The 19,135-nt window shown below is 44.9% G+C and carries 15 protein-coding genes, 1 tRNA gene and 2 pseudogenes; 7 read left to right on the forward strand and 11 right to left on the reverse strand.

The window, feature by feature from the left end; translation table 11 throughout:
- A partial coding sequence (locus tag PN466_RS00275; RefSeq protein ID WP_271936015.1) for a DUF4347 domain-containing protein occupies positions 1–1,909 on the reverse strand: 1,909 nt, incomplete at its 3' end.
- Between the two features lie 531 nt (positions 1,910–2,440).
- On the opposite strand from PN466_RS00275, the gene PN466_RS00280 reads away from it, so the two are divergent.
- The 6 genes from PN466_RS00280 (at position 2,441) to PN466_RS00305 (ending at position 6,465) form a co-directional block, all read left to right on the forward strand.
- Positions 2,441–3,682, forward strand: coding sequence for a glycosyltransferase family 4 protein (locus PN466_RS00280; protein WP_271936016.1), 1,242 nt, complete (start codon positions 2,441–2,443; stop codon positions 3,680–3,682).
- Between the two features lie 177 nt (positions 3,683–3,859).
- Positions 3,860–4,291, forward strand: coding sequence for a ribosome silencing factor (gene rsfS, locus PN466_RS00285; RefSeq protein ID WP_271936018.1), 432 nt, complete (start codon positions 3,860–3,862; stop codon positions 4,289–4,291).
- A gap of 15 nt (positions 4,292–4,306) precedes the next feature.
- Positions 4,307–4,807 (forward strand): CGLD27 family protein, encoded by a 501-nt coding sequence (locus tag PN466_RS00290; RefSeq protein WP_271936020.1) that lies wholly within the window; start codon positions 4,307–4,309, stop codon positions 4,805–4,807.
- A 37-nt stretch (positions 4,808–4,844) separates the two neighbouring features.
- Positions 4,845–5,792: an asparaginase gene (locus tag PN466_RS00295; protein WP_271936021.1), complete on the forward strand. Its 948-nt coding sequence runs from the start codon at positions 4,845–4,847 to the stop codon at positions 5,790–5,792.
- A gap of 58 nt (positions 5,793–5,850) precedes the next feature.
- Positions 5,851–5,927: transfer RNA gene (locus PN466_RS00300), tRNA-Met, on the forward strand.
- Positions 5,928–6,045: 118 nt separating this feature from the next.
- Complete coding sequence (locus PN466_RS00305) at positions 6,046–6,465, forward strand: peptidylprolyl isomerase (RefSeq protein WP_271936022.1); 420 nt, start codon at positions 6,046–6,048, stop codon at positions 6,463–6,465.
- A 92-nt stretch (positions 6,466–6,557) separates the two neighbouring features.
- Here PN466_RS00305 and xdhB read toward each other — a convergent pair whose 3' ends face one another.
- The 10 genes and pseudogenes from xdhB to PN466_RS26125 all read right to left on the reverse strand — a co-directional run.
- On the reverse strand, positions 6,558–8,858 hold the full coding sequence (gene xdhB, locus PN466_RS00310) for a xanthine dehydrogenase molybdopterin binding subunit (RefSeq protein WP_271936023.1): 2,301 nt from the start codon (positions 8,856–8,858) through the stop codon (positions 6,558–6,560).
- Positions 8,859–8,979: 121 nt separating this feature from the next.
- On the reverse strand, positions 8,980–10,377 hold the full coding sequence (gene xdhA / locus PN466_RS00315) for a xanthine dehydrogenase small subunit (RefSeq protein ID WP_271936025.1): 1,398 nt from the start codon (positions 10,375–10,377) through the stop codon (positions 8,980–8,982).
- Positions 10,378–10,720: 343 nt separating this feature from the next.
- Positions 10,721–11,368 carry a class I SAM-dependent methyltransferase gene (locus PN466_RS00320; protein ID WP_271936028.1) on the reverse strand — a complete coding sequence of 216 codons (648 nt, stop codon included), beginning with the start codon at positions 11,366–11,368 and terminating at the stop codon, positions 10,721–10,723.
- A gap of 4 nt (positions 11,369–11,372) precedes the next feature.
- Positions 11,373–12,170, reverse strand: a complete 798-nt coding sequence (locus PN466_RS00325) for an SAM-dependent methyltransferase (RefSeq protein ID WP_271936030.1) — start codon at positions 12,168–12,170, stop codon at positions 11,373–11,375.
- 15 nt (positions 12,171–12,185) lie between these two features.
- Positions 12,186–12,761 carry a Uma2 family endonuclease gene (locus tag PN466_RS00330; RefSeq protein WP_271936031.1) on the reverse strand — a complete coding sequence of 192 codons (576 nt, stop codon included), beginning with the start codon at positions 12,759–12,761 and terminating at the stop codon, positions 12,186–12,188.
- 59 nt (positions 12,762–12,820) lie between these two features.
- Entirely contained in the window at positions 12,821–15,739 is a 2,919-nt protein-coding gene (locus tag PN466_RS00335) for a PA14 domain-containing protein (protein ID WP_271936033.1), read from the reverse strand.
- Between the two features lie 158 nt (positions 15,740–15,897).
- A complete protein-coding gene (locus PN466_RS00340; RefSeq protein ID WP_271936034.1) occupies positions 15,898–16,788 on the reverse strand; it encodes an alpha/beta fold hydrolase in 891 nt (296 codons plus the stop codon).
- Positions 16,789–16,885: 97 nt separating this feature from the next.
- The gene (locus tag PN466_RS00345) at positions 16,886–17,335 is read right to left on the reverse strand and encodes an SRPBCC family protein (RefSeq protein WP_271936035.1); all 450 of its coding nucleotides are present in this window, start codon (positions 17,333–17,335) and stop codon (positions 16,886–16,888) included.
- A 111-nt stretch (positions 17,336–17,446) separates the two neighbouring features.
- Entirely contained in the window at positions 17,447–17,857 is a 411-nt protein-coding gene (locus PN466_RS00350; protein WP_271936037.1) for a hypothetical protein, read from the reverse strand.
- Between the two features lie 272 nt (positions 17,858–18,129).
- Positions 18,130–18,237: pseudogene (locus PN466_RS26125) on the reverse strand (hypothetical protein); the annotation flags it as partial.
- 454 nt (positions 18,238–18,691) lie between these two features.
- Here PN466_RS26125 and PN466_RS00355 point away from each other — a divergent pair.
- Positions 18,692–18,979, forward strand: a pseudogene (locus PN466_RS00355) (IS630-like element ISMae25 family transposase); the annotation flags it as partial.
- Positions 18,980–19,135: the final 156 nt, after the last annotated feature.

Here is a 19,135-nt window from a genome sequence, read left to right on the forward strand (position 1 = left end):
CCCAGATTCCACTGCCATTGTTGTAGGTTCCTTGACTGGGGGTGCTGTTGACGAAGGTGAGTCCGGCTGGCAGTTGTTCGCTCACTTCTACTCCCGTGGCGTTGGCTGGACCTGTGTTGGAGAGGGTGAGGGTATAGGTTACTGTGTCGCCGACGTTGGGACTGGTGTTGCTGATGCTCTTGAGCAGGGATAGGTCGGCATCAGTAGCATTAGCTACGGTTGTCTCATCTATAGGGCTATCATTGCCTGTTGACGTGTCTTCGATACCAGGAACTTCAACTTCATTGCGAATCATAGTTCCAGGTGTTGTGCTTGGATCAACCGTTCCCGTAGCCAGTATGGTGATTGTATCTTGCGGGCCTAGAGCGAGTTGAACCACTAAGTCATTGGTGTTACTTCCAGTTGCGCCACTGACGATATTACTATCACCTGGTGTATTGTTATCGGTAAGGGTTGCTGTCCAACTGATGCTACTGGTAACCAACTGACTGGGAAGGGTGTCTTGAATGATCATGCCAACGATGCGGTCTAATGGCTCATCATTGGTGACTGAGATGGTATAGGTAATGGGGCTACCAGCCGCAACGTTATTGAGATTGTCTGTTTTTTCGATGGTTAAATCAGCTTGAGATTCTAGAGTGGGTAGGGTTCCAAAATCTGCGGCAGCAAAGTTTAAAGCTCCCCTATCTAGGGTGGGTATGATTCCTCCACTGACATTGGGATAATCGAGGATGACTAATCGATCGCCACTACTAGCATATAGGTTACCATCATTCCCAAATCCTAAAGAGCCAGTCCGAGTATTGCTAAGACTCGCTTCTCCAATTCGTGTTGCGGTTAGAGTACCTGCTGAAACATCTACTGTATAGAGTTCAAATGGCTGGCCAGTATTGCCTGTAGTAGTAATAAAAAGGGTATTAGGATCGTTGGGATCGAATGCTATATCGCCCCCATTTGCAGGTAATCCTGAAATTGCGCCTAAGTCGGTTGCTGTACCTGTATTGGGATCGATGGAAAATAATTGGTTCGATCCATTACTTAAACCATATATGGTTCCGTTATCAGCTTGAGCTAATTTAAAAAACTGAATACCACTAGGAACGTCTGAACCTACTGTCCCAACTTCAGTATTCATGCCTGTTAATGGGTCCCAAAAACCGACTCGGGCAGTTGGTCCTGTTGTTTGTTCTACATAGTAAATTCGTCCAGTGTCGCTCTGCCGAGCGATCGCAAAGCTATCAAAGGCGATGGTTCCTACTTTGGTAGAGGTTCCATCTTTAATGTCAACAATATAGAGTTGTGTGAAGGGATCGCTGGCATTAATGGGGAGATCTCGGCCTACGGAGTAGAAGGGGTTGGCGACGATGATTCCTAGGGTGTGGGGGTAGGTGGTGATCGCTCCCTTCTCTAGTGCTAATTCTGAGTGTATCTCTCCTGTATGATAGGCTAAATCCCAGGTTCCACCGAGAGCTGCACTGCCGGTTAAGGTGGTGGAAGCGGCGATCTCCCTTTGGGTTAACTGACTGAGTTGCTCCACAAAGAACTCACCGATCGCATTTCCCGCAACTCGACAACCATAGAGTAATATTTCTGCTGTTTTACTCAGCAGATGTGACCAGTTTTGTAGAGTTTTGCTATAACAGGCTAGTGTTTCTAGACTGAGTTGGGTTGAACCGAGCTGTAACTGTCCCCAGTTTCCGTGAGAAATTAAGTGCAGTGATTCAATGGGGGTTCCCTGATGGGCAACCAGATAGTTGTTAATTTGCTCAATTCCATCTCGATCTTTTTCCAAGATCACAACAGCTACATCTGACTTGATCCCTTTAACTAAACTGGCATAATCTTCAACCTGGGGATCGATAAACGCAATCTGTTTGGTAAACGCAGGAATATTGAATAAGTTAGACATGGTCGTGGTAGATGTAAGCTGAGTAACCTAGAACAGAATATATGGAACGATCTAATCTGAGTTAATGAATTAATGTTAACTATCTGTTTTAGAGTCCGATCTACGGATTCTGTAGATAGGTTTCTCCAGCATAAAAAGCTTGTTTTTTAGCAAACCTTAGTGGTGAGAGCCTCTATTATTTAATATTTAAGCCTAGCTCATTACTCAAATCAAGAACTGGTTTATTTGATTTTGATATTTGATTCTAAGTTAGATAAAATCAAATATTTATCACTCTTTTAAATTTAAAGAGATTCTTTACACCCTGAACAAGTATATTATACATCTAAGCCCAAAAAAATGGCAATTGATGGGGGGCGAAATATTAAAATATTAATAATTAGTACTTTTGCGGATAAACAGATCGATGCTCCAAACAAAAGATACCAGAATACTCCGATCTCCCTCAAACTAGGTTACGATAATGTAAACTTTTTTTGTAAGCTTGATGCTATTACCTTTGAAAATCCTATCTGCTTAAGGTCTTATGCAATGCGAATTCTAATTTATTCTTATAACTATGCTCCAGAGCCTATTGGGATTGCTCCATTGATGACTGAGTTAGCCGAAGGTCTAGCCAAGCGAGGGCATCAGGTGCGCGTGGTGACAGGAATGCCGAACTATCCGGAACGGCAAGTTTATGAGGGGTATCGCGGTAAAATTTATTTAACAGAAGTAAAAAACAATGTTACGATTCAGCGCAGTTATGTTTACATAAAGGGCCCAAAACCGGGATTATTAGATCGTCTCTTACTTGACGGCAGTTTTATTTTTAGCAGTGTTGTTCAAGCCTATCGAGGATGGAAACCAGATATTGTTTTTGCGACTATTCCCCCTGTACCGATCGCGGTTCCTGTGGGTATTTTTTCGGCTTCTCGACGCTCTCCAGTGGTGCTTAATTTACAAGATATTGTCTCAGAAGCGGCGGTGCGAGTGGGATTACTTAAGCGTGAGTCTGTATTATTTAAAATGGCAGAAAGTTTGGAGACTCTCGCCTATTCTACCTCGAAACAGATTAGCGTCATTGCTGAAGGATTTCGAGACAAATTATTATCCCAAGGAATTAGCGATCGCAAAATCACCTGTATTCCCAACTGGGTGGATGTAAACTTTATTTGTCCCTTACCTCAGGAACCCAATCCGTTTCGCAGCGAACATCAACTTAAGGGTAAGTTTATCATTCTCTATGCTGGTAATATAGCCCTTACCCAAGGTCTAAGTACCGTCATTCAAGCGGCTGCCCAACTCCAACACTTGGAGGCGATTCAATTTGTAATTGTGGGAGAAGAAAAAGCCTTGGGCGCTCTGCAAACGGAATGCGATCGCCTAAAAGCCACCAATGTTAAACTTCTTCCCTTCCAACCGCGTGAAACCCTGCCCCAAATGTATGCGGCTGCCAACATCGGATTAGTTGTCCAAAAACAGCGCGTCACCACCTTTAATCTGCCCTCCAAAATTCCCTTAATTTTATCAAGTGGTCGAGCCATTCTTGCCTCTGTCCCTGATGATGGAACCGCAGCTAAAGCCGTTCGTGAGAGTGGAGGCGGAGTCGTGGTTCCCCCAGAAGACAGTACAGCCTTAGCTGATCAAATTGCCAAGCTTTACCATAATCCCATAGAAGTTGAACGGCTAGGAAAACAAGGGCGAGACTATGCCCTGCAAAACTTTTCCCTTGAACAAGCCCTCAATCGTTATGAGACCCTATTTGAGGAGGTAATGGGTAATAGGGAATAGGTAATCTCCGCGTCCCCGTGTCCCGCTTTCTCCGTGTCTTCCTGACTCGAATCTTAAAATCATTCCCTTGAAAGGTCCCCCCGTCCCCATTCCTGACTGCCCACTGCTCAGATCTTCAGTTAAGATGAAGATTCTTGAGATCGCTAGAACTTGTCCTAAATTTTTAATCTTGTTTGCATGTCCAACTTTGGCCAAACCCCTCTTTCTCCTACCTCAATTCCCTCTTCAGCTCCCTCTAGTCCTCTATCGATAGAGAGTAGCCAGCATATGGCCCGAACTATAGCTGAAGCGGCCGATGACCGTAAGGGGGGAGATATCCTGATCCTCAAAGTCGATGAAGTCTCCTACTTAGCCGATTTCTTTATATTGGTCACCGGATTTTCCACCGTGCAAGTGCGGGCGATCGCCAGGGCGATCGAAGATAGTGTAGAAGAGAACTTCCAGCGCTTTCCCCTCAGAACCGAAGGAAAAGCTGAAGGAAGCTGGATTTTGCAAGACTTTGGAGAAGTCATTGTCCATATTTTTCTCCCCGAAGAGAGACAATTTTATAACCTCGATGCCTTCTGGAGTCATGCAGAAGCGATCGAATTTAAACCCAAGGACTCATAGAGAACACAAAGCCCTATGACAGAAAACAATACCTGGGCCTGTCCTGTCCCGGATGAGCAACAACCTCTCAACGAATTTCGAGCACTAAAAGAATCAGGATTTTTTCGTTGGGGAACCCTAGACCCTCACCAGTATTGGTTGAAGGCGATCTGGATTTGGGGATTAAGCTGGGTCATTACCGGGCCAGTCGCTGCGGCAAGTTTCCCAGTCAGCAAAGACCCCTTTCACTTTACCCTCTGTGCTAGTGCTGGAGCAAGTCTAATTCTGATATTACTCCTGGTGCGCTTATACTTAGGGTGGAAATATATTGGCGATCGCCTCAACAGCCCCACCGTCTCCTACGAAGAATCCGGCTGGTATGATGGTCAAATCTGGGAAAAATCCCCAGAGATCCTAACCAAAGACCAACTGATTGTTACCTACCAAGTCAAACCCATCCTCAAACGCCTTCATTGGACATTTGCAGGACTAGGGACACTACTGGGAACAGAAGCCATTAGTTGGATTTATTTCTAATCATTCCTGATGTTCTATTCATCTTATTCATAAACTCATGACCAGGGGAAAACGTACCGCCACCTTACAAGTCAGTCTTCTCCGGGAAGGCATTACTGAATCCACCCACTGCACCCAAGCTGTTGTTTGCGACGACAAAGGGCGAGTCCTTTCTGCTGCTGGAGATCCAGAAACTGCCACCTTCATTCGGTCTGCCCTCAAACCCTTTCAAGCCTCAGCCGTAACCAGCAGTGGAACCCTAGAACGCTACGATCTGAGCGATCGCGATTTAGCCATCATTTGCAGTTCCCATCAAGGTACAACAGCTCAAGCCAGGCAAGTCTTTAACATTCTCTGGCGTTGCGAAATTGAACCCACAGCCCTCCAATGTCCCATTCCCCCTGGCGCTCAAAGCGCCCTCCAACACAATTGTTCGGGCAAACATGCCGGTATGTTAGCCGTTTGTCAGCAACGCCATTGGATGAAAGAAAACTATTTACGCCGCAATCATCCCGTTCAACAACTCATTTTATCCAGAGTCGCCGAACTGCTCAGACTTCCTCCCGATGAACTCATCGGTGTCCATGATGACTGTGGCGCACCCACCTACTACATGCAACTGGGACAAATGGCCACCTTATATGCTCAGTTAGCCTCTGGCGATCATCTAGACTTAGAGCGAGTCGTACGAGCCATGACCCACTATCCTGAATTTGTTGCTGGGGAAGAGAAGTTTGACACCGAATTAATGCGAGTCACTCAAGGGGAACTGGTCAGTAAGTCTGGAGCCGAAGGCATCCAATGTATTAGTCGCATTGGCGAAAGGGTCGGTTTAGCCATTAAAGTTATCGACGGCAGTAAACGGGCCAAATATGCCGCTGCCATTCACGTCCTTAAAGAATTAGGCTGGATCAGCCCCATGGCTGCCGATACCCTCGGAGAGCAGTTCACGACCCTTGGAGACTATAAACGACTAGAGGTGAGCGGCGAATTGTCCCTAATTTAGAAAAATTTGGAAAAAAGGTTGCATAATTTAAATCGCTGATCTATACTAGATAGAGTGACGCGGGGTAGAGCAGTCTGGTAGCTCGTCGGGCTCATAACCCGAAGGTCAGTGGTTCAAATCCGCTCCCCGCCACCAAACTCCAAATAATGCTTTAAGAACCCTATTGAATAGTCAATAGGGTTTCTTATTTGAGTATAACCCCCTAACTTATGGTACGGTAAAAGAGTTGTCAAATCCCCCTTAAGGAGAAGCCATGACCCGCGCCATTATGGAAACAGAAAAAGGGACAATCAACTTGGAATTATTCGACCAAGATGCCCCCAATACAGTCAAAAATTTTGTTGAATTATCCAAGAAGGGATTTTATGATGGACTGACCTTCCATCGGGTCATTGATAACTTTATGGTTCAAGGAGGCTGTCCCTTGGGAACTGGAACGGGCGGCCCAGGCTACAAAATTAAGTGCGAAATTAATGACAATAAGCATTTAGCTGGAACCTTATCCATGGCCCATGCAGGACCGAATACAGGAGGCAGTCAGTTTTTTATTTGCCATTCCCCCCAACCCCATTTAGATGGTGTCCATACCACCTTTGGTCAAACCGAAAATATGGATGTAGTGAATGCCATTCGTAAAGGCGATAAGATTATTTCGGTGAAAATTGAAGAGTAATCGAGTGTTTTCTTCGCTTTGTACGGGGATAGGACAATAAGGAAATGGCAAAACTGGCTTTTTCCATGGCTCACTCCCTATTTTCTATGTCCTCACTTCTGTAAGCAGTCTAGACTTTCGATCGCTCTTAAAATCGCTTCTGGGGTAGCTGGAGAGGCTAACTTAACCTGCTGGGTATCCCCAAAAGCGGCTATTGCTTCCCGGATGGCTTCGCGCACTGAAATAGCTAACATAAACGGTGGCTCTCCCACTGCTTTTGAGCCGTAAATTACGCCGGGTTGCTCGGCTTTTTCCAGTAAGCTGATGTGGAAATTTTCGGGAATATCGGCGATCGTGGGAATTTTGTAGGTACTTGGAGAGTAAGTACGGAGTCTACCTTGATTATCCCATACCAACTCTTCCATTGTCAACCATCCCATTCCCTGGACAAACCCCCCTTCAATTTGTCCGCGATCGACCAATGGATGGAGTGAATTTCCCACATCATGAACAATATCCACTTTTCGTAGCTTAAACGTACCCGTAAAGCGATCCACTTGCACTTCACTAACGGCTGCGCCATAGGCATAATAATGGAAAGGGCGACCTTTGCCAGTTTGCGGATTCCAAGAAATATTGGGTGTACGATAATAGCCAGTTGCCGATAAACTAATCCGCTCTAAATACGCTTGACCAATCACTTCATCAAAGCTCACTTTCAAGTTAGGATTCGTAGCAGAATAAATCCAGTCTTCGGCAAAAACCAAGTCTTCTGGAGCATAAAGATTAAGTAACTTAGCTGCTACAGGGGCTAATCTTTCCTTGAGCGTTTCGCAGGCATTTTTAATCGCTTGTCCATTTAAGTCAGAACCACTAGAAGCAGCCGTTGCCGAAGTATTGGGCACTTTATCCGTGCTAGTCGGCATGACTCGAAAACGGTCAAGGTTTACGCCCAGAGACTTGGCTGCCACTTGCAACATTTTACTGTGTAATCCTTGGCCCATTTCCGTCCCACCATGGTTGAGTTGAATACTGCCATCGAGATAAATTAAAATCAATGCACCCGCTTGATTATATTCACTTTTAGTAAAGGAAATTCCGAACTTAACTGGCGTAATGGCTAATCCCCGTTTTTCATACGCATGACTTTGGTTAAACTCCCTCACTTGAGCCGTTCTTTGCTTAAGCTGGGCTTCTTGTTTTAATTGACTCCAAATCTGGTGCAGGCGATTGTCAAATAATTCTTGTCCATAGTGAGTCGTATTGGTTTCTCCCGTTCCATGGTAGAAATTTTTTTCACGGATTTCTAGAGGAGTGGATTTTAGAAAACGACTGATGCGATCGATAACCTCTTCAATAATTACCATAGCTTGCGGTCCGCCAAATCCCCGAAAAGCCGTATTAGAAACGGTATGGGTTTTAGCAACATTTCCTCGCACTGCTAAATTGGGAATATAATAGCAATTATCGATATGAAAAAGAGCGCGTCCCATAATTGGAAGCGATAAATCTAAACTCCATCCCCCATGGGAATATAAATCAACATCTAGGGCGGAAATTTTTCCCTCTAAATCAAAGCCTACGCGATATTTGCCTAAGAAACCATGACGTTTGCCAGTCACGATCATATCATGGTTCCGTTTGAGGCGAACACGTACCGATTGACCTGTTTTCTGAGCAGCAAGTGCAGCAATGGCAGCGATAGGATTAGATTGACTTTCTTTACCTCCAAATGCACCTCCCATGCGTAAACAAGTGACCACCACTTGAGAGCGGGAAATCCCTAAAACTCGTGCCACCATAATTTGGGTTTCTGTGGGATGTTGAGTAGAGGAATAAACTTGATAATTACCTTCAGTATCGGGGGTTACCCAACTGACATGGGTTTCCAAATAAAAGTGATCTTGTCCGCCAATTTCCAGTTCTCCTTCTAGGGTATATTCGGCTTTGTCTAAGGCTAAATAAGGATTGCCGCGTTGAATAACTTGGGGTTCTCCTTGGAAACTGTTGGCTTCAATAGCCTGTTGTATCGTTAAAATTGGTTCTAGGGGAGTATAGTCAATGGTAACTTCTTTTGCTCCTTCTCGTGCGGCAGCTTCGGTTTCTGCAACTATCCAAATGATGGGTTGACTGTGGTAATAAATTTCATCAGTAGGTAGGAGAATTTCATCTAAATTAACAATGCAAGTATTGTTGATACCGGTAATATCTTCAGGGGTAATTACAGTGACAACTCCAGGGACTTGTTGGGCACGGGAATAGTCAATCTGACTAATTTTTGCCCTAGCATGGGAGGAGAGAACCGGATATAAATGTAGAAGATCTATGGGAGAGCGCAGGTCATCAGTATACGTGGCGGTTCCAGTAACGTGATGGGGGGCACTTTCATGGGTTTTATGTTTGTTGAATTTCATGGAAGTAACTGTAAATTATGAATTAGATATTTAGGTAGGGTGGGTAGGGTAAGAAGTGTAGAAGTTAAATAATATGGCTTATTTTCCTGCCTAACCTACGATGATTGGCAATTATAATAGTTTAATCACACTCGATCTCATGGAAAAATTTCTCGAAGAGATTGGCAACTAGGAGTTGACGATATTCGGCGCTGGCGCGGAGGTCGGTTAGGGGGCTAAATGTTTGTTGTAAGATGGGTTTGATGTCTCGGATAGTGTCTAAGTGCCACAGTTTGCCGATGAGCATGTCCTCGACTTGGGTAGCGCGGATGGGGAGGGGAGCAACTCCTCCATAGGCGAGTCTGGCATGAATAATGTGGTGGTTTTCGTCTAAGTCTATGGTAAAGGCTGCGGCAACGATGCTAATGTCATCGGTTCCTCGTTTGCCGACTTTATAGGATTGACTGAGACGGCGAATGGCTTTAGGTGGTAGGGTTCTGGGAATGGAGATGGAGCGGATAATTTCTCCCGCTTGTAGAGCAGTTTGGCGATAGTTTTGAAAAAAGTTGCATAAGGGGAGAGTTCTTTCACCTTGTGGACTGGCGAGGCTGAGGGTTGCGTCGAGAGAGAGGAGGACGGGGGAAAGATCGCCAATAGGTGAAGCGGTGCCTAAGTTACCCCCAAGGGTAGCGCGGTTGCGGATTTGGCGGGCGGCGAACCAGATGAGCATGGTGTCGAGACTGGGAAAGATGCCTTGAAGATGGGTTTGAATGTGGGAGAGGGGAAGAGCTGCGCCGATTTCGACGCTTTCGGGGGTGATGTGGAGGGTTTGCAGTTCAGGAATGGCTTCGAGGGAGATGAGTAGAGGAAAGTGTTGGGTATGGTGACTGAGGTGGAGTCCGATGTCGGTTGCTCCAGCGATGAGGGTAGCGTTGGGGTGTTGCTGGAGGAGATGGAGGAGTTGGTTGAGGTTGATGGGACGATGGAAGCGATCGCCATCTGCCCCATATTCGCACTCTATTATTACAGTAGAGGCAGTCTCTAGTTTTTGCGTAAAGCGATCTTGAATATTGGTGGCTCCAGTGACTTGTTGAGCGGCGCGACGAATGGGAAGATATCCCGTACACCTACAAAGATTTCCCTCAATGCAAACATCATTCACCGTTCCCTGGTAATAAGCACAAAACATGCTCATGATAAATCCTGGAGTGCAATAGCCACATTGAGAACCCCCCGTCTCTACCATAGCTTGTTGCACCGGATGCAGAGTCTCCCCAGCAATACCTTCTACGGTGATAATTTCTCGCCCAATAACTGCACCCAGGGGAACGATGCAACTATTGATAGCTTGATAGTAGGGTTTTCCCTCCTGATTTTGAGCAATAATAGCCACAGTACAAGCGCCACAGTCCCCATCACCACACCCTTCTTTCGTTCCCACAAATCCACTTTGGCGCAGATATTCCAACAGGGTGGAATGGGGAGAAGTATCTTTGAGAAAGAGGGTTTTGTTGTTAACAATCAGGTAGGGTTGAGTCATGGGTAAGGAGTAATATAGCGCTTTGCGCTAGGGAATAGGGAATGGGGAATAGGGAATAGGATTGTGGTACATGGCTTCGGGGATTCAACAGTTTACTCCATAACAGTACTTTGTACTGTATAGCAGAGAAAGAGTTGGTTAGAACAGTTAAGTTATGGTTTGAAGCAATAGGCACGAATAGCAACAGAAAATGCCCTAACTCTCCCTTTTGCTGCTATATAAGTAGGGATAGGTTCATCTAATATCCCCCATTTCTCACCAAGGTTATTGGTGAACTGGCTCCCCAATATAATTTGTAATTTTTAGGGAAACGATTCTCATAGGAATAGGGTTGAAATCATAGTCAGGCACGATATTCGATCGCTACAAGAGCGCTATTTTCCTCACCTAACGATTCTCGCTGAATTTCTTGCAGCCCGATGTTCTGAAAGTGTACTAATTCTGACAGAGAAAGGGGCCAAGGGGGGCCATCCGGTTCGGCTTCTGTGGCTCGAATTTGGGTGATGATCAAAAGTGTACCGTCTGGAGCGACTAAATTGGCGATCGCCTCCATGGTTTGCTCTCTCAGGGCTAAAGGTAAGGCTTGAATCGTATACGTCTCAATCACCCGATCAAAACCCTGATGCCAATTTTCAGGGGGTGCGAAGAGATCGGCCACTTGATAGGTTACCTTGGATTGGGGAAATCGCTGCTTGCACCAGGCGATCGCTGTTTCTGAAACATCAAACGCGGTTACCGTAAATCCCTGAGCAGCTAAGGCTTCGGCATCGTCGCCTAAACCACAACCCACCACAAGAGCTGTTTTTCCAGTTTCTTCTCTGGGATATTTTTGTAACCAACTTGCCAGCAGGGGATGGGGTTGTAATTTAGCCCAGGGAATTTTGCCTTCCTCCTGGTTAGCCGATTCATACAGGGTTTCAAACCAGGCATAGGGGGTATTATTTTCGATGGCACGATCGACCATTTCTTCAAGTCGCTGACGATCTTCCATAAGCTTAAGGGAGTTTAGTAGCACTAAAAAACCTAGCTCTACCTTCAACGGGAACACCAGGAGTTGGTTCAAAGGGAGGGCGACCTAGGGACACGCTACAATTGGACGATTCGGTGATACTCGCTTGCCAACCATAGGATGAAAATAGGGCTATGGGGTTATCAAAGCCAGATTTAAAGTATCCTCGATAGGGTGCATAGTCAATTCCAGCTTTTCCGAGCATATCGCAACCCAAGATACTTTCAGGAGCGCTTAAGTCAGATAAGGTCTGGAGGAGTTGATGAACTTCTGTTTCTGTCAGATACATCAGCAATCCTTCCATAATCCAAACCGTGGGGTTTTCGGGTTGATATCCTTGCTCTAATAATAGGGCTTTCCAGGGTTGGGTGAGGTCAGCGGCGATCGCCTGGCGGTTAACCTGAGGTTCGATATGCTGAAAATAGCTCTCTTTTGCCTCAATGACTTCAGCTTGATCGAGTTCATAGAGGGTTGTCTTATCCGGTAAAGGAAGACGAAAGGCACGCGCATCCATTCCTGCACCGAGGATCACAATTTGAGTTAGAGGAGGGACATAAGAGGCGATCAAATCGTCGAGAAACCGAGCGCGGACGGCAACATATTGACGATCGATCAGTTGTAGTTGTTCATCTTTGAATGCGATCGCTTCTGGGGTGACAAATTGTTGGGCATAGGGATCATCAAAGAGGCGATCTGGGCGATCGCTTTCTGCCGCTCGAATAGCAGCCATTACTCGTGCAGTAAAAGGAACAAAAGGAGTTCCTTTATTGGATTCAGAAGTCATTCATCGATCGCTCCACTACGGTACTGGATTTAGGATTGAGTTAACGGTTAAGTTGAGTTCTGGAAAGTTCGGAGAAGGGAGTACGTCATTATTTTTAAATGTACCTAGCTCTCTATAGGTTTTGTTAGTCAGTTCTAAAATTAAGATCGTTTGAGTTTGGGGGTCAACAATCCAGTATTCAGGAATGCCACAATCTTGATATTGACTTCTTTTGGCAATGTAGTCTCTTTCTCTTTGGATGTCACCAGGACTGACCACTTCAACCACTAATAGAGGGGGAGACATCGAAAGACGGAGAGTATTGCGTTTGGAGAGTTGTTGAATATGTTCTTCTCTAATAATCGTTAAATCGGGATAGCGGTTTTTGGGTTCTCCTCTGACTTCTAGTTCTAGTCCATGTCCTCGGACTCTACGATATCCAACTAATGATGAAAATTGAATCAGTAGAAATGTGGCAATTTCAAAGTTGAAACCAGATTCTGGAGGCATTTCTACCAGTTCTCCGTTGAAGAGTTCATAGAGTTTATCGGAGTTTTCATCGTAGCTGAGGTAGTCTTCAAAGGTTTCAAATCGGGGGGGAGTCGTTAGCATAGATTTACAGCGCTTCGCGCTAGGAAATAGGGGGTGGAAGGACTAGGGATTTTAACTATCTAAGGATATAAAATTTCTTGGGGAATCACTTCCGGATCGAGAGTGATACTTGTCCAGATCACTCGAATGGTTGGATTTCCCCCTTGATTAATCCATTCAACTTTTATTGGGTATTTTTCTCCTCTTTGCAAAGCAATTTTAGGAACAGGATTATGCAAATCAGAGGAATCAAATACTAATTGATTATCAATCCATATTTTACCAGAATCTTGAGGTTTTTTCAAGTACAGATGAAATTGATGATCTTCGCTAAATCTGGCTTGCACCTCACCTTCCCACACCATCTTAAAATTATCGGGGGCAACCCCAGAAATTGGGGAATTGCTATAGTAGGGTTCGATGTCAATTTTGGGAAAATTAAACTCGCCAATAGCTGAGTTTCCCTGGATATCTTGATAGAGCGTTCCCGTTAATCCAGTTCCAGATAATTCCAGCATTTTCACGGGTTCATCTAACTTAAACTTACCCGTTAATTGTTTGATTTTATCCCATCCCAGAGTTTCATAAACAGGTAGACCTCCCGGTTGCGGACCAATCCAAAAACGACGACTATCAGCAAATTCCATTAAGGCAAATCCTTGAAAATCCTGATGATTAGAAGCTTGATAAACGGAATCAGGATAATCATCTAAGGTTCGTTGGTCTAAGAGAGGGCCAATATATAATCCATCTTCAGTATAAACGGCGGCCGGAGTATAGTCTTGATCGACGACAATTACCGTATTATCAGGGCCAGAGCGCACATGCATGGGATAATAAAGTTTGCCGCTATTTTTTTCCCGATGATCGAAGACTTTACGGGAAATCAGACCTAAGAGTTCTTGATTGTCATTCCATTTAATCAGACGATTGACGCGGTTTTGGCTACTGGGCCAGCGTCCTCCTAAGCTTTCATGAACGGTGAGATGGGATTGACTGACGAGATAGATATTGCCATTGGCATCTCTCTCTAATTCTCTTGCCCAATAGAAATTATTGACTGATTCAGGAATGGGAGGGCCGGGTTCGATATTTTGCAGATTATAAAAGGGGATTTTGGGATCGTTTCCAAGCCATTCGGCTACCGGTACTGTATACCAAGCGAAGGGGGGATCGGAGCTGCCAAAGTTTTGGTTGGGTAAATAATAGTTAAATTGGTCATCCCAAACGCCTTCACCGGCAAAATTCCAGCGAAAATCTTGGGGATAGAATAGGAATTCTTCGGGTTCCATGATGCCATTTTGATTGCGATCGCCCCAAGAAAAGCTTCTCGGTGCTTGACGATAGTCCTGAAACCCTTGCCCCCTCACCGCTTCCACCCAAGGCGCAGGAAAACCGTCTTCTCCAGATCCCCTCCACAGGTCACTATTGGGGTTGTGAACTACCGTTGTGGTTAAGGAAACGGGCCATAATTTCCCTTGCTGGCGATCGACTCTTAAAATAGCCGGTCTTTTGGTGGCGAATAAATAAAGTTCATCTTGCCAATAAACCGGTTGCCAACGGGAGCCGATCGCCCGATTTTCGACAAATAATTTATCCCCCGGTTCGGCAAAGGAATAGACCTCTAACACCTCCCAGGTTCCTTGGTCTACATTCAACCGTAATTTGACTACCTCTGGAGCATGACCGGTTAACCAAATAATGCTGGGATCTTTAGGGTCAACTGTCGGCACTAAATAATAACTTAATCCCCCAAACCAAGTATTTAAAACCAAGCCATCTGCACTGCGAATATGGGAGGTTTGCCGAGGATAAGTTCCCGGCTCTGTCGTATAAAATCCACCCTTTTGATCCGCCGTCACATCCGCCAGATCCCCGAACAATTCCTGTTGATAAACCCCAAAAGGTCGCCGCGCTCCGCCATACTCCTGTACCTTGCGAAACTCGCGGTCATAGCGCCAAACCTGAGACCCTTGGCTAGTTTCATTCAGATATAACTCCCCAGTGATATGGTCGAGATCTAGGGCAACCACACCCTGTAACCCGGTGATTTTGGTCTCTTGGATGTTCTGCACCGGATCGATAAAGATGACCTGACCTTGGGTATGAACTAGAATAGAACCCTGGCGATCGCCGCTTACTGCCGTAACTGCATTTACCCCTTCTAACCCCTTCACCGTCGCCAACACTCTCGTCGGATTCTCAACATCAAGCCAACGGATTTCCCCTAATTCTGGCAAAACGACAACTAAATTATTACCCTCAAGATCGATATCGCTAACCTGAATTCCGCCCTCCGTAATTTGCCAGCCTCCCACCGGTTTTCCAGTGTCCGCTGTTACTACTCTAATCCAATGAGTTTCCGTGTCTCCTGCTCCCTCATCCTTAAGCAAATATACCTTACCCCCTGCGGCTGCTAACCGTTTCAGACGGCCGCCCTGATAATACTGTTCTTTAGTCCAGATTTGCTCTTGACCATCAGGGGAATGCTTCACCACCATAGGCGGAACTTCCGTCAGCCTTGCACCAAAGTAAACCCCAGAATCATCTACTGCCACCGTTCCCACCCCGGTATGATCTCCTGGCCATAAATGATACGGCTCTGAAGGCGGATTGACCCCGATATGGGTAATATAGCGGGAGGTAAATCCCGGATGACTTACCCGTTTCCAAGTATACTCACCCGCAGGAGCAGGATTCCCTTCCCCATCTAAACCATCCCACCTCACCTGATGAGTCCCCATTTCATAGGGTTCACCCCTTAACACTTCCCTGACCAAAACCCCTTGATCATTAAAAATACCTAAAGAGACCCGGCTTTTTTCCGTGAGCGTAAATTCTAGAGTGCGTCCAGAGGGAATAACCGCTGGCGTGATTAACGGTTCAGCCGTTTGTGAGGTTTGACACCCAGAAAGGACTGTTCCTGTGGTTAATCCTAGAATGAGTAAGGGGAGATACAGCGCTTTGCGCTGTAAAGTAATAAGTAATAAGTAAATCATTCTTGTTTTTAAAGTAGCGCTTTTCCAGACTTACCAACTCCAGCGCTGAGTAAGGAGAATTAGAGAACACCATTTATGGAATACTCAAGGAAAGCACAAAACTGGATTTATCCTATTGCCTATTCCCCACTCCCCATTACTGCGCAAAGTATTTAATCTTAAGTCCGCAATTGTTTCCAGAGTTGACGAATTAGACCAATGGTTAATCCCGGCATTTCTAACTGGGGGGTAAGTCCCACATTTTCTAGAGTTATAAACCGCTTCACATATTCTGGATTTAAACCCGCTAGGCGTTGACCAATTTCTGGGCCAGTAAATTGGGATTTTTTACCCCACAAAATAGCGGTTGGAGTTGTTAAACGGGGCATGTATTTTGCTAAATCAAAACATAAATCGCCCCGAACAAAGGAGAGTGCAGCATATTCGGCATTGGGTTGTGTAGCGGATTCTAGATAGGCTTCGATAATTTCTGAGTAGATGCGATCGCTTTGGGCAAATTGGCGATTTTGCAGAAAAGAGGCAATTCCAGCTTCCGTGGCGATCGCTGTGCTATAAACGAATTTATCCAAAACAGGAAATTTAATCAACTGGGCAAATAAACTGGCGCTATAATCTTGACCAAAATCTGATAATCCAGCCGGAGTGGTTAAAATTAAAGACTGAAATAACTGGGGATAGTCAATTGCCACCCGAATCACTAACGCTGCGGTTAACGAAGAGGCAATCACCGTGCAGGGTTCCTCACAGGTGAGTTCTAAAAATTCCCGAATGGTGGTCAGATAATCCTCAATTTGATAGTTGCGCTCTGGATGATCGGAACAACCCCAGCCGATTAAATCGGGAGCGAGGGTATAATACTCGGCAGCAAATGCGGGATAAACCTGAGACCACTCATAGGCCGATGACCCTCCTCCAAACCCATGTAAAAATACTAATTTGGGTTGTAATTTCACCTGAGAATCCCAGAAGGACTCGCTGGGGTGGTAGTAGACCATGCGGCCTAAGCTAGTTACCACGGAGTTTTGTTCAAAACCAGGAGGGATAATCATGTAGGCCTTGCTCTGTTCTCAACGATTCCGCTCCCATTGTAATCAATTTTAGAATTAACCTACCCTAAATCATCATTAAATTGTTAATTAGTAATTATTAATTATCCCGGCAATACCGTTGAGTCACTTGGTGACGATAGGTAAACATATCCTCGAGTCGGTCAATCACAAAGCTACCGAACAGAAATTCTGCGATCTCTCCCCCAAATAATTCTAAGCGAATCGTATCCGTTAACCGGGTTTGATTGCCTTCGCCGGTGAACTCATGGCGATGCACCCAACTCTGACAAGGGCCTTCGATTTGGCGATCGACAAAATATTCATAGGGCACACAATCGGTATGACGGGCGAACCATTTGATCGGGATTAATCCCAATTGAATTTCAAACTCTGTAATAGCTCCCGCTCCTAAGCCGCCCTCTCTGCGCAACACTTTCACTGGTTGCCAAGGAGGAGTTAACACATTTAAAATATCAGCCCGCTCATGAAATTTCCAGACCCTTTCGACTGGTGCATCAATTAAGATGGATTTTTCAAAATTTAGCATAGTTTGGATACTACTGATAACAGGTAGTGAATCGACTGTTTACAGATAAAAACGCAAGGGGATTATATTCACTTGTCTGCTAGGATGAATGGCGATAGATATATTTCAGTCCTACTCCCAATCCTGAAGAGGTTCTCTCAAAATTTCCTTCCCATCTTGTTCAACGACTAAAAACGATCCCCTGGCAGTGTTTAAAATCACGTAATAAGTATAGTCACCATTGACCGCTTCAAAATACTCACCGCTAGAATCATAATCGCTCAAGTCCAGTCGAATATCATCCCCCGTTTCTTTATCTACGCCAACATAAGTGTAAGGTGCGTCACCGCCACAAATACTCACCCAAAAATTTCTAGTTTCTGCTAAAAAATAAGTGCTTTCGCTTTGATAACAATAATCCTGTAATTCAGCAATACGAGTTTGCCCCCGCACTTGACGCAATGGCATCACACTGACCAGTAAACCAAGGAAAATAGAAACACTGAGAGTGAGACTTTTACGGCCTAAGACTAGATTTTTCATAGGGTGTAGAACAGTTTCCTTATTAATTCAAATTACCTTATCATAGCAAGTCTATTCCCCTAATGTCATTCTGCTACCGATTCCAGGTTAAGCTCATCTAATGATGTTTGAGTCTAACTCTTCAGTCTAAATAGTGCATAAGCATTTCAAGTGAAGACTATCACTACACTCGTGAGGGAGTCATACTATTTCTCTATGAAGTTGCGCTTAATAAGGCATCGACCAAGTAGTCCCATCCAGTAATCGAGGCGATCATTACCTTATCGAAGGAATCAAGGACTTGTGAAATCCTTTGCTGTAGGCTTCAGGTCTTTACAGTTCTGCCATCTTAGCTTGGCTTTTAATTCTTCCCATAATCGCTCAATGGGGTTGAATTCCGGGCTATAAGCCGGTTAAAAAATGGGAATTATATTTTCTGGGAAATCTATATTTTTATGACAACCTGCATTATCTAGTTGCAGAAAATTCAGGGTTTCTGGAAATTCTTTTGATAACTGATTCACCAATAACTGAAAGCACTGATACTATTTCGCTATGAAGCTGCAACTGATCAATCCTTGAACAGCAAGGGTTTAGATCCAATTATGAAGCGCATCTTTACATAGAAATGGTATTCCTATATATTCCTTTGCTCTTTTCCTATCCATTATTATACCATTCCCCCTCTTCTGTCACTTTCGGAAATCACGATCGCTGTATCCCCTATGGAGAGAGAGATGTACTGATCTGACTGGATTTTCGAGTTTCTGTTAGGAAAAACTGTCGCGATCGCCGATACTGCAAGAGTTCTAGAATTCACTCAAGACAAGTGTTTTCCCAGTTTGACAGAAGAGGGTTACTTCTGTCTATAAAACTTTCCCTGTCTATGAAGCTCACCGTTTCGCTCGGGGCTTAGAAATCATTCACACCCCACACAATGGTAGTTGGTTGAATGTCGCTGAAACCGAGTTACCTGTGCTTTCTGAACAATGTCTCAAGCGTCGGATAGCCACGGATTTAGAACTCAGGAGTGAAGTTGATGCCTGGCAGCACGAGCGTAATCAGATGTGTGCAAAGGTAATTTTGCAATTTACTACGGAAGATGCACGGGTTAAACTCAAACATCTTTATCGAGTGTTTGAGTGGGATTATATCAAGTCCGAGAAATCAGCTAAAATAAAAAGGCACAGCATCAAACCTAGTCATGCCAAGACGAATTCAGATAGTTGCACACCATAGCATAGAGGAACTCTTCCAAGCTTATCAGGAAGCCAAAGAAGCTTGGAAGAGTCGGCAATA

The organism is Roseofilum reptotaenium CS-1145 (genome assembly GCF_028330985.1).
GTDB lineage: Bacteria > Cyanobacteriota > Cyanobacteriia > Cyanobacteriales > Desertifilaceae > Roseofilum > Roseofilum reptotaenium.

Excerpts from the sequence above, each read along its gene's own strand:
- PN466_RS00280 (WP_271936016.1), top strand. The coding sequence starts at position 2,441 with ATGCGAATTCTAATTTATTCTTATAACTATGCTCCAGAGCCTATTGGG.
- rsfS (WP_271936018.1), top strand. The coding sequence starts at position 3,860 with ATGTCCAACTTTGGCCAAACCCCTCTTTCTCCTACCTCAATTCCCTCT.
- PN466_RS00290 (WP_271936020.1), top strand. The coding sequence starts at position 4,307 with ATGACAGAAAACAATACCTGGGCCTGTCCTGTCCCGGATGAGCAACAA.
- PN466_RS00295 (WP_271936021.1), top strand. The coding sequence starts at position 4,845 with ATGACCAGGGGAAAACGTACCGCCACCTTACAAGTCAGTCTTCTCCGG.
- PN466_RS00305 (WP_271936022.1), top strand. The coding sequence starts at position 6,046 with ATGACCCGCGCCATTATGGAAACAGAAAAAGGGACAATCAACTTGGAA.
- xdhB (WP_271936023.1), bottom strand. The coding sequence starts at position 8,858 with ATGAAATTCAACAAACATAAAACCCATGAAAGTGCCCCCCATCACGTT.
- xdhA (WP_271936025.1), bottom strand. The coding sequence starts at position 10,377 with ATGACTCAACCCTACCTGATTGTTAACAACAAAACCCTCTTTCTCAAA.
- PN466_RS00320 (WP_271936028.1), bottom strand. The coding sequence starts at position 11,368 with ATGGAAGATCGTCAGCGACTTGAAGAAATGGTCGATCGTGCCATCGAA.
- PN466_RS00325 (WP_271936030.1), bottom strand. The coding sequence starts at position 12,170 with ATGACTTCTGAATCCAATAAAGGAACTCCTTTTGTTCCTTTTACTGCA.
- PN466_RS00330 (WP_271936031.1), bottom strand. The coding sequence starts at position 12,761 with ATGCTAACGACTCCCCCCCGATTTGAAACCTTTGAAGACTACCTCAGC.
- PN466_RS00335 (WP_271936033.1), bottom strand. The coding sequence starts at position 15,739 with ATGATTTACTTATTACTTATTACTTTACAGCGCAAAGCGCTGTATCTC.
- PN466_RS00340 (WP_271936034.1), bottom strand. The coding sequence starts at position 16,788 with ATGATTATCCCTCCTGGTTTTGAACAAAACTCCGTGGTAACTAGCTTA.
- PN466_RS00345 (WP_271936035.1), bottom strand. The coding sequence starts at position 17,335 with ATGCTAAATTTTGAAAAATCCATCTTAATTGATGCACCAGTCGAAAGG.
- PN466_RS00350 (WP_271936037.1), bottom strand. The coding sequence starts at position 17,857 with ATGAAAAATCTAGTCTTAGGCCGTAAAAGTCTCACTCTCAGTGTTTCT.